This is a genomic window from Dactylosporangium sucinum (genome assembly GCF_014647515.1).
GTDB lineage: Bacteria > Actinomycetota > Actinomycetes > Mycobacteriales > Micromonosporaceae > Dactylosporangium > Dactylosporangium sucinum.
In genome coordinates this window covers 1-9,611 of the sequence record NZ_BMPI01000077.1, presented here as the reverse complement: position 1 = coordinate 9,611, position 9,611 = coordinate 1, and the positions used below count along the sequence as shown (strand labels likewise).

General features: G+C 73.4%; 9 protein-coding genes. 6 read left to right on the top strand and 3 right to left on the bottom strand.

The window, feature by feature from the left end; all coding sequences use genetic code 11:
* Positions 1-1,390: hydantoinase B/oxoprolinase family protein (locus tag IEZ31_RS46895; RefSeq protein ID WP_229836937.1), on the bottom strand; the 1,390-nt coding region annotated here is incomplete at its 3' end.
* Positions 1,387-3,456, bottom strand: coding sequence for a hydantoinase/oxoprolinase family protein (locus IEZ31_RS46890; protein ID WP_190256609.1), 2,070 nt, complete (start codon positions 3,454-3,456; stop codon positions 1,387-1,389). The genes IEZ31_RS46890 and IEZ31_RS46895, both read right to left, overlap by 4 nt.
* Before the next feature lie 128 nt (positions 3,457-3,584).
* Here IEZ31_RS46890 and IEZ31_RS46885 point away from each other — a divergent pair, with 128 nt between their 5' ends.
* Both IEZ31_RS46885 and IEZ31_RS46880 read left to right on the top strand, forming a co-directional pair.
* Positions 3,585-4,640: an LLM class flavin-dependent oxidoreductase gene (locus tag IEZ31_RS46885; RefSeq protein WP_190256608.1), complete on the top strand. Its 1,056-nt coding sequence runs from the start codon at positions 3,585-3,587 to the stop codon at positions 4,638-4,640.
* A gap of 8 nt (positions 4,641-4,648) precedes the next feature.
* Positions 4,649-6,139 carry a class I adenylate-forming enzyme family protein gene (locus tag IEZ31_RS46880; RefSeq protein ID WP_190256607.1) on the top strand — a complete coding sequence of 497 codons (1,491 nt, stop codon included), beginning with the start codon at positions 4,649-4,651 and terminating at the stop codon, positions 6,137-6,139.
* Here IEZ31_RS46880 and IEZ31_RS46875 read toward each other — a convergent pair.
* Positions 6,136-6,771 (bottom strand): TetR/AcrR family transcriptional regulator, encoded by a 636-nt coding sequence (locus IEZ31_RS46875; RefSeq protein WP_190256606.1) that lies wholly within the window; start codon positions 6,769-6,771, stop codon positions 6,136-6,138. The genes IEZ31_RS46880 and IEZ31_RS46875 overlap by 4 nt on opposite strands.
* 138 nt (positions 6,772-6,909) lie before the next feature.
* On the opposite strand from IEZ31_RS46875, the gene IEZ31_RS46870 reads away from it, so the two are divergent.
* The 4 genes from IEZ31_RS46870 to IEZ31_RS46855 form a co-directional block, all read left to right on the top strand.
* A complete protein-coding gene (locus IEZ31_RS46870; protein WP_190256605.1) occupies positions 6,910-7,260 on the top strand; it encodes a VOC family protein in 351 nt (116 codons plus the stop codon).
* A 61-nt stretch (positions 7,261-7,321) separates the two neighbouring features.
* Positions 7,322-8,479 carry a thiolase C-terminal domain-containing protein gene (locus tag IEZ31_RS46865; protein ID WP_190256604.1) on the top strand — a complete coding sequence of 386 codons (1,158 nt, stop codon included), beginning with the start codon at positions 7,322-7,324 and terminating at the stop codon, positions 8,477-8,479.
* Positions 8,476-8,871: a Zn-ribbon domain-containing OB-fold protein gene (locus tag IEZ31_RS46860; RefSeq protein ID WP_190256603.1), complete on the top strand. Its 396-nt coding sequence runs from the start codon at positions 8,476-8,478 to the stop codon at positions 8,869-8,871. Before IEZ31_RS46865 ends, IEZ31_RS46860 begins: the two co-directional genes overlap by 4 nt.
* Positions 8,868-9,611 (top strand): acetate--CoA ligase family protein (locus IEZ31_RS46855; RefSeq protein ID WP_190256602.1); only part of this gene is annotated, 744 nt, incomplete at its 3' end. The genes IEZ31_RS46860 and IEZ31_RS46855, both read left to right, overlap by 4 nt.

The window sequence follows — 9,611 nt, the reverse complement described above, 5'->3', positions numbered from 1 at the left end:
CGCCGCGGGTGGTGATGTCGGCGTCGGCGAGCAGGCGGAACGTCGTGCGGGTGCCGAGGCCGCCGCGCCAGCGGCCGGGGCCGCCGGAGTCGGGGATGAACTCGACCTGCTCGACGATGAGCGGGCAGCGGATCTCCACCGGCTCCGCCTGCGGGATGGAGTTGCGGCCGACGCCGAAGTGCACGCCGGTCGCGTCGGGGCCGTCCCGGCCGGTCCGGGCGCCGACCCCGCCGAAGTCGTAGGCGAGGTGGATCCAGTACGGCGCGGAGCGGGCCGCGATCGAGAACGGCTGGAGGATGCCGGAGGCGGCGATCGCCCGGGACGGGGTCGCCTCCGACAGGGCCTGCAGGATGGCCTCGATCGCCGCGTAGACGGGCAGGAAGCGGCCGCCGCACGGGTACGGCGACTGCGCGTTGAGCAGCGAGCCCGGCGGGAAGTGCAGCGTGAACGGCCGCAGCCCGCCCGCGTTCATCGGCAGCGACGGGTCGACGAAGCAGCGCAGGGCGAACACCGCGCCGGCCATGGACTGCGACAGGCTGGAGTTCACCGCCGCCGCCACCTGCCGGTCGGTGCCGGTGAAGTCCACGCCGACGCCGTCGGTCCCGACGGTCACCGCGACCCGGACGACGAGCGGAGGTGCGTCGAGGTGGATGCCGTCGTCGTCGATGGCGTACTCCGCGCGGTAGGTGCCCGGGCGCAGCGCCTGCAGGGCGAGCCGGGTCCGCGCCTCGGTGTAGTCGAGGTACTCGTCGATGCGCTGCCGCAGCGGTACCGCGCCGTACTGCGCGACCAGCTCGTCGACCCGCCGCGCCGCCGCGTTGGCGCCGGCGATGAGGGCCCGCACGTCGCCGACGACCGAGTCGGGCGTGCGGCTGTTGAGCCGCAGCAGCCGCTCGATCGTCGGGTCCAGCCCGGCCGCGGTGGCGATGCGCACCGGCGGCAGCTGCAGTCCCTCGGCGAAGATGTCGGTCGCGAGCGCGGCCATCCCGCCGGCCGACGTGCCGCCGAGGTCGGAGACGTGGATGAGGGTGCCGCTGAAGTACTCCACGGCGGCGCCGACGAAGATCGGCCGGAACACCAGGATGTCGTTGGTGTGGATGCCGCCGCGGTACGCGTCGTTGAGGGCGAACGCGTCCCCCGGCCGCATGTCGGCGAGCGGGAAGTCGGCCAGCACGGACGGCAGCGCGACGGACAGCGCCATGCTGTTCATGAGCGTCGTCGCCACCGACTGGGAGATCAGCCGGCCGTCGCGGTCGAGGATCGCGGCCGAGGCGTCGGAGCCCTCCACGATGAACGTCGAGTACGCCGAGCGGATCACCACGATGCTGGCCTCCTCGGCGGCCACCAGCAGCGCGTTGCGCAGGACGTCGGCGGTGAGGTCGTCGGTCACGACGGTTCCCCCTGGGTCAGGATGATGGTGTCGGTGGCGTCGACCCGCAGCGACCAGCCCGGCGGCACCACGACGGTCGACTCGGCGTCCTCGACGACGAGCGGGCCGGGCACCGGCGGCCGGCCGCGGCGGGTCGCGCGCCGGTAGATCGGGGTGTCGACGAAGGCCCCGTCGAACCAGGCCGGCCGGGAGCCCTCCGGCGCTCCGTCGGCCTGCGCCGCAACCTCTGCAAAAGGCGCGGCCGGCACGCGATGGACCACCCGCACCCGGTAGCTGACCAGCTCGACCGGGTCGCGCGGCGCGATGCCGTACGCCTGCCGGTAGCTCGCGTAGAAGCGCTCGACGACCTCGTCCAGCACCGCCTTGGTGAGCTCCCCGTCCGGCAGCGGGATCGTGAGGTCGTGCGCCTGGCCGCGGTACCGCACGTCGACCGAGCGCTGCACCTCCGCGTCGGTGAGGCCCAGGTCGTCGAGGGCGGCGGCGGTGAGGTCGCCGTAGGTCCCGGCGACCTCGCCGGCCTCGGGATCGGTCATGAGCCGGGTCGCCACCCGGTCGGTGGACAGGTCGGTCACCAGCAGGCCGGCCGCGGAGCCGACCCCGCAGGCGGGCGGCACCACGATCGTGCCGATGCCGAACCGCTCGGCGACCCGGGCCGCGTGCATCGGCCCGGCGCCGCCGAACGCGACGAGCGCGTAGTTACGTGGGTCGATGCCCCGCTGCACGGTGACGACGTGCACGGCGGAGGCCATGACGGCGTTGGCGATGTCGTGGACGGCCGCGGCGGCCGCCTCCGGGCTGACGCCGAGCGGCTCGGCCAGCCGGCCGCGGATCGCGGTCGCGCTCTTCGCGGGGTCCAGGCGCATCGTGCCGCCGGCGAACGTGGCCGGGTCGAGGTACCCGAGCAGCAGGTTGGCGTCGGTGACCGTCGGCTCCCGCCCGCCCAGCCCGTAGCAGGCCGGGCCGGGCTGGGAGCCGGCCGACCGGGGGCCGACCCGCAGCGCGCCGCCGTCGTCGACCCACGCGATGCTGCCGCCGCCGGCGCCGACCTCGGCGAGGTCGATCGCGGCGACCTTGATCGGCACCCCGGTCCCGGCCCGGCGGCCGCCGTAGCTGCCCTTGCCGCCGACGTGGAACTCGCGGGTGACGTCGGGGACGCCGCCGCGGATCGCGCACGCCTTCGCCGTGGTGCCGCCCATGTCGAACGAGATGACGTCGGCGCGGCCCAGCCTTGCCCCGGTCGCCTGGGCCGCGATCACGCCGGCCGCGGGGCCGGACTCGATCGTCGCCACCGCGCGGCGCCCGGCGAGCTCGGCCGACATGACGCCGCCGCTCGACTCCATCACCTGCACCCTGGCATCGATCCCGATCGACCGCAGCCGTTGTTCGAGCGCGCCGAGGTACCGCACCATCACCGGCCCGACATAGGCCGACATGAGCGTCGTGGTGGCCCGCTCGTACTCGCGCAGCTCGGGGAAGATCTCCGCCGACACGACGACGGTGACACCCGGCGGCAGCTCCGCGGCGAGGATCTCGGCGAACCGGCGCTCGTGCACGGGGTTCGCATAGGAGTGCAGCAGTGAGACGGCGACCGCGTCGACCCGCAGCTCGGCGATGCGCCGGGCGACGTCGCGCGCCTGCGCCTCGTCGAGCGGGATGAGCACGGCGCCGCGCGCATCGACCCGTTCGGTCACCTCGAAGCAGCGCGACCGCGGTACCGGCGGCGGCGGAGGCTCGAAGAGCAGGTCGAAGCGATCCTCCTCGACCCGTGCGTAGCGCCCGAGCGTCAGCAGGTCGCGGAATCCGCGGGTGGTGACGAACGCGACGTCGGCACCGGTGCGTTCAAGAATGGCGTTGGTCGCCAGCGTGGTCGCGTGGACGAACCGGCCGACCTCGGCCGGATCGGTCCCCGACGCGGCGAGGACCCCCGAGACACCCGCGAGAATGCCGCGGGTCGGGTCGTCCGGCGTGCTCAGCGTCTTGACGACGGTCATGGTTCCGTCCGGCCCGGCCAGCACGACGTCGGTGAACGTGCCGCCGACATCGGCCGCGATGACATGTCGACCCATGGCCAGCCACGGTAATAACCAAGCAAGCGCTTGTCTACGTGCGGCCGACCTGAAAGCCTTGTGCAACCGCGTGAGGCCCGCCTATCGTACCAAACGAGCGCTTGGTCGAATCTTTTTGAGGATGTGCCATGAAGTTCTCGTCCTTCCTGCTGTTCCACCGCTTCGACGACCGTCCGGTGCGGGAGGTCTACGAGTACAACCTCGCCGTCGCCGAGCTGCTGGAAGAGGTCGGCTTCGACGGCGTGTGGATCAGCGAGCACCACTTCCGCGACTACGGCACGGTCCCCGACCTGCTCAACATGCTCAGCTACCTGGCCGGGCGCACCGAGCGGCTGCGGCTGGGCACCGGCGTCGTGGTCCTCCCGCTGCACAACCCCCTGCGCGTCGCGGAGTCCGCGGCCCAGCTGGACCTGCTGTCCGGCGGGCGGCTCGACTTCGGCGTCGGCCGCGGCTACCAGAGCATCGAGTTCGACGGCTTCGGCATCGACCTCGCGGAGGCCCGCGACCGCTTCGACGAGTCGCTGCAGATCCTGCTCGGCGCGTGGACCACCGACAACTTCCGGCACGAGGGCACGTTCTACTCGACCGGCGAGGTCAACCTGATGCCGCGCCCGCTGCAGCGGCCGCACCCGCCGATCTACGTGGCCGCGGTGAGCCCGGAGACCGTCACCCGCTACGCCGGCCAGGGCATCCCGATCCTGGCCGACCCCGCGGCCCCGTTCCACCGGGTGGAGCGCGCGGCCCAGAAGTGGCGCGAGGTGGCCGGCGCCGCCGGGCACGGCACCGAGCGGGCCGAGCTGGTGGTGAGCCGGTCGGTGTACGTGGCGCCGACCGTCGAGCAGGCCCGCGCCGACCAGGAGCGCTTCGAGAAGGCGTTCGACCGGGCCCGCATCTTCAACGAGAAGAGCGCGCCGATCGACAGCCGGACCCAGCAGTTCGCCAAGGGCTTCGAGTACTGGCAGGACCGCTACCTCAAGGGCGGCGACGTCGGCACCGACTTCCGCTGGGAGCAGCTGGAGGTCATCGGCGACCCCGAGCGGGTCATCGCGCAGATCAAGATGCTGCAGGAGTTCGGCTTCAGCAACCTGATGTGCGACTTCGGCAGCACCCGCGCCATGCCGCTGGACGACATGCTCAGCACGATCCGCTTCTTCGCCAAGGAAGTCATGCCCGCCTTCCGGTAAGGAACCCCATGTACGCGAACCTCGGATTCGCCCTGCTCACCGCGCAGGCCCGCCGGGCTCCGGACGCCGTCGCGGTGACCCACCAGGGCCACGGCTACACCTACGACGAGCTCGACCGCCGGGTCAACCGCCGCGCCAACGCCCTCGCCGCCGCCGGGATCGCCAAGAGCACGCGGGTGGCGAGCCTGCTCGGCGACCCGCTCGCCATCACCGAGCTGTACCTCGCGCAGGCCAAGCTCGGCGCCGTGCTCGTCGCGCTCAACCCGTACTGGACCGACGACGTCCTCGTCGCCGTCGTCGAGTCGAGCGGCTCGCCGGTGGTGCTCTACGACGCCGTGTCCGCGCCGGTGATCGAGCGGATCCGCGGCCGGCTCGCCTGCACGTTGCTCAACATCGCCGACGTCGAAGGCACCGACGACACGCCGCCACCCCTCGGCGCGAGCGGTGACGACGTGTTCGCGTTGTTCTTCACGTCCGGTACCACGGGACTGCCGAAACCGGTCACGTACACGCACGCGATCGCGCTCGCCGCCGCCAACCTGTGGACCGACGTGCCGCGCCCGCCCGGCTCGGCGTTCGGCACCGGCCCGATCATCTGGGGCGTCGGCTTCGTCGCCATCGCGTGCCCGGCCCTGCTGGGCGGCGTCCGGCTGGTGCTGGAGAGCGACTTCGGGCCGGCCGGCTTCCTGGCCGCCGTCCCGCGCGAGCGCATCACGCACGTGAGCGTGATCCCGAGCTTCTTCGCCCAGCTGCTGAGCAGCGACGAGCACGAGTCGGTCGACCTCGACTCGATCCGGATCATCATGCTCGGCGCCGAGCCGCTGCCCCGGCCGCTGCTCGAACGCATCCGCACCCGGCTGCCCAACGCGCTCGTCTACTCGTACTACGGGCAGACCGAGGCGCCGTACAGCTGCTGGGCCCGCCAGGACGACGGCAGCGTGCCGCTGTCGAGCTCCGGCCGGGCCCGCACGCTCGGCGCGGCCCGGGTGGTCGACGCGGAGGGGCGGCGGCTCGTGGGCGAGATCGGCGAGATCCAGCTGTCCGGCCCGCACGTCATGGCCGGCTACGACGGGCTGCCCGAGGCGACGGCCGCCGCGCTGCGCGACGGCTGGTTCATCGGCGGCGACGTCGGCGTCATGGACGAGACCGGCGTGCTGACGGTGCTCGGCCGGCGGGAGGACGCGATCCGCAAGAAGGGCGCGCTGACCCTCCCGTCGACCATCGAGGATGCGGTACTGGCGATGCCCGGCGTGGCGGAGGCCGGTGTCGTCGGGGTTCCGGAACACGGCGAACAACGCGTTCTGGTGGCGGTCGTGCCGCGTCAGGGGGTCGAGCTGACCCCCGAGGCGGTGAGCGAGCACCTGACGTCGCTGCCGCCGGCCGCGTGGCCGGACCTGGTCGTCATCGCCGACGAGCTGCCGCACGCCAACGACGCCTCCGGCGGGCGCGGCAAGCTGCTGCGGCGGGAGATCCGCGCCCGCTGGGGTGGGTCGCTCTAGGTGTTCAGGCCGTGCAGCAGCAGGGTGAGGTACCGCTTGGCCAGGTCGGCGAAGCTGAGCTGGCCGTCCGGGCGGTACCACCGGGCGACGGCGGAGATGCAGTCGCGGGCGTGCCGGTAGACGATCCCGGGCTCCGGGTAGCGGCGGAAGACGCCCTCCTCGACGCCCTGCCGGATGACGTCGGTCCAGATCCGCTCCACCTCCGCCTCGCGCTCGGCCAGGTAGGCGAACCTCGGGAACCGGGACAGCTGCAGCTGCTCGTGCTGGAGCACGATGACGGCGGCCCGATGGTCGACGATCGACTCGAACGCGGCGATGATCAGCCGGCTCAGCGTGAGGTCGCTCGGCGTCGGCTCCGCGATGATCGCCCGGTAGGTCGTCACGAGCTGGTCCAGGTAGCTGGACAGCAGCTCGTCGACGATCGCCTCCTTGGAGTCGAAGTGGTGGTAGAGGCTGCCCGGCAGCACACCCGCGGCGTCGGCGATCTCGCGCACCGTCGTGGCGCTGAAGCCGTTGTCGGCGAACAGGCCGGCCGCGGTCGCCAGCAGGGACTGCCGTCGCTCCGAGCCCTCCGGGGCCGAGCCGCCGCCGCGGCGGGGCCGCGCGGACTTGCGCCCCTCAGTCGTGGTCATGCCGCCGAGTATGCCTGATCGAACAAGCGTTACATCAAGCGGCTGTGACGCGTTGACCCGTCCCGCAACACGACCGTACGATTACCAAGCAAGCGCTCGGTCAACATTGAGCGCCTACCGTACCGCCAGGAGCGCGACATGCAGCCAGGTCAGGCCCGCGTTGGCAACGTTCTCTACCCTACCGCCGATTTGAACAGCTCGGTCGCGTTCTACCGCGACGGGCTCGGCCTCTCCCTGAAGTTCGCCGACGGCGACCGGTTCGCCGCGCTGGACGGCGGCGGGGTCACGTTCGCGCTCGCGGCCGGCGACGAGGCCCTCGGTACGGCACCGATGGCCTCGTTCAAGGTGACCGACGTGTCCGAGGCCGTCGAGCGGCTCACGGCGCTCGGCGCCGCGGTGGTGCGCGGCCCGGAGCGCGGCCCCCACGAGGTGCGGGCCGTCCTGCACGACCCGGCCGGCCACCCGTTCGTCCTCTACGCGTCCGCATGACCGGTCCGGGCATCATGGGCTCAGTCAGGCGGTCGCGCGGCCGGAGCGAAGCGGAGGCCGCATGACGCTCAGGGACCGGGTCGCCGTCGCGGGGGTGGGGCGGACCGAGCTGTCGAAGAACTCGGGCGTCAGCACGCTCACCCTCGCGCTGCGGGCGATCCGCGCCGCGCTCGACGACGCGGGACTGAGCCTGCGCGACGTCGACGGGGTCGCCACCCACGGCGTCGGCGACTCGGCCCCGGCGCCCGTGGTGGCCGCCGCGCTCGGCATCCGCGACGTAGCGTTCATGCTCAACCAGTCCGGCGGCGGTGGCTTGTCGGCGACGGTGGTCGGCTACGCCGCCGCGGCCATCGCCACCGGGCAGGCCGAGGTCGTGGTGTGCTGGCGGGCGATCAACGCCCGGTCGGAGTTCCGGATGGGCGGGACCGGGCGCGACGCGCCGCCGCTCGCCGAGTTCCAGTACCAGGTCCCGTACGGCTACCTGGCCCCGCCCCAGCAGTTCGCGATGCTGGCCCGGGAGCTGCTCGACGGCGGCGCCCTCGACGAGCGCGTGCTCGGCACGGTCTCGGTCACCCAGCGCGCCAACGCGGCGCGCAACCCGCGCGCGATGCTGCGCACACCCCTGTCGCTGGACGACTATCTCGCGTCCCCGTGGGTGGTCGAGCCGCTACGGCTGCTGGACTGCTGCCTGGAGACGGACGCCGCGGTCGCGCTCGTGCTCACGTCGGCCGCACGCGCCCGGGACCTGGCCCGGCCGCCCGTGCTCATCCGGGCGTTCGCGACCGGCGGCGGCGACACGCTGTACTCGACCCGGCGCACGACGCTCGCGCCCAGCGCCGCGGCCCTGATGGCGCCGCGGCTGTTCGGCGCGGCCGGGCTGCGGCCGGAGGACATCGACGTCGCCGAGCTCTACGACGCGTTCACGCCGCTCGTGCCGCTGCAGCTGGAGGACTACGGCCTCTGCCCGCCGGGCGGCGCCGCCGAGTTCATCCTGGCCGGCCAGACGGCGATCGGGGGCCGGCTGCCGGTGAACACGCACGGCGGGCACCTGTCCGAGGGGTACGTGCACGGCCTGAACCACGTCGCCGAGGCGGTCGACCAGCTACGCGGCGACGCGGGCGACCGGCAGGTCGCCGGGGCGCGCACGGCCCTGGTGAGCGCGCAGCCCGGCTACGTCGGCGGCGTCACGTCGGCCCTGATCCTGGGCGGGTCGCGATGACCTGGCGGCAGCCGCGTGCCGATCGCGACTCGGCCGAGTGGTGGGCGGCGGTCGCCCGGCACGAGCTGCTCTTGCAGCGCTGCGACGACTGCGCCGGCCTGCGGTGGCCGCCCCGCGCGATGTGCGCCGGCTGCGGCGGATTCGACTGGACCTGGCGGCCCAGCGCCGGCCGGGGCACGGTCGCCAGCTGGATCCGCAGCCACCGGGCGTTCGCGCCCGACCTGCCACTGCCCCACGTCACCGTCCTCGTCCGCCTGGCCGACCAGCCCGACCTGCTGCTGCCCGGCGGGTGGTCCGGCACCGGCGACCCCCCGGTAGGCCGGGCCGTGCGGCTGTGCTTCGCCGACATCGAGCCGGGCCTGTCGCTGCTGAGCTGGGAGGCCGCACCATGACCGTCGTCGTGCCCGAGCCCGAGGTGAAGGCCCTCCTGCGCCGCTTCGGCGTACAGGTGCCGAACGGCGTCTCCGGCCCCTCCTTGGCCGACGTCGCCGGGCTCACGCCGCCGCTGGTGCTCAAGGCGTACGGCCCCGACATCGTCCACAAGTCCGACGTCGGCGCCGTCGAGCTGGGCCACGACGCCACCACCGTCGCCGCCGCCGCCGACCGCATGCGCGCACGGATCCCCTCCGTCGCCGGCTTCCTCGTCGAGGAGCAGCTGCCGATCGGCCTGGAGCTCATCGTCGGCGTCGTGCACCGCCCGCCGTTCGGCCACCTGGTCCTGCTCGGCCTGGGCGGCACGCTCGCCGAGGTCATCGACCGCACGGTGACCCGCCTGGCGCCGCTGACCCCGTCGGACGCGGAGGAGATGATCGCCGCGTTCCCGGCGGCGGCCCTGCTCGACGGCGTCCGCGGCGGCCCGCCGCTGGACCGCGCCGCCCTCGCCGCCCTGCTCGTCGCGGTGTCGGGACCCTTGGTCGACCACTTCGGCGAGCGGCTCGCCGAGTTCGAGTGCAACCCGGTCGCCCTCGGCCCGTCGGGCGCCGTCGCCCTGGACGCCCGCCTGCTCCTGCGACCCGACGCGTCCCAAGAGTGCGTCGCGCAGCGACGCATGGGGGGTGTGGGGTGGGAACCCCCCACAAAACCGGGGGCGAAGCCCACGGAGCCAGGAACAGAGCAAGAGTGCGGCGCGCAG

Bases quoted from the DNA above. Each gene is read 5' to 3' on its own strand.
- IEZ31_RS46870 (WP_190256605.1), top strand. From the start codon at position 6,910: ATGCAGCCAGGTCAGGCCCGCGTTGGCAACGTTCTCTACCCTACCGCC.
- IEZ31_RS46865 (WP_190256604.1), top strand. From the start codon at position 7,322: ATGACGCTCAGGGACCGGGTCGCCGTCGCGGGGGTGGGGCGGACCGAG.
- IEZ31_RS46860 (WP_190256603.1), top strand. From the start codon at position 8,476: ATGACCTGGCGGCAGCCGCGTGCCGATCGCGACTCGGCCGAGTGGTGG.
- IEZ31_RS46880 (WP_190256607.1), top strand. From the start codon at position 4,649: ATGTACGCGAACCTCGGATTCGCCCTGCTCACCGCGCAGGCCCGCCGG.
- IEZ31_RS46890 (WP_190256609.1), bottom strand. From the start codon at position 3,456: ATGGGTCGACATGTCATCGCGGCCGATGTCGGCGGCACGTTCACCGAC.
- IEZ31_RS46885 (WP_190256608.1), top strand. From the start codon at position 3,585: ATGAAGTTCTCGTCCTTCCTGCTGTTCCACCGCTTCGACGACCGTCCG.
- IEZ31_RS46875 (WP_190256606.1), bottom strand. From the start codon at position 6,771: ATGACCACGACTGAGGGGCGCAAGTCCGCGCGGCCCCGCCGCGGCGGC.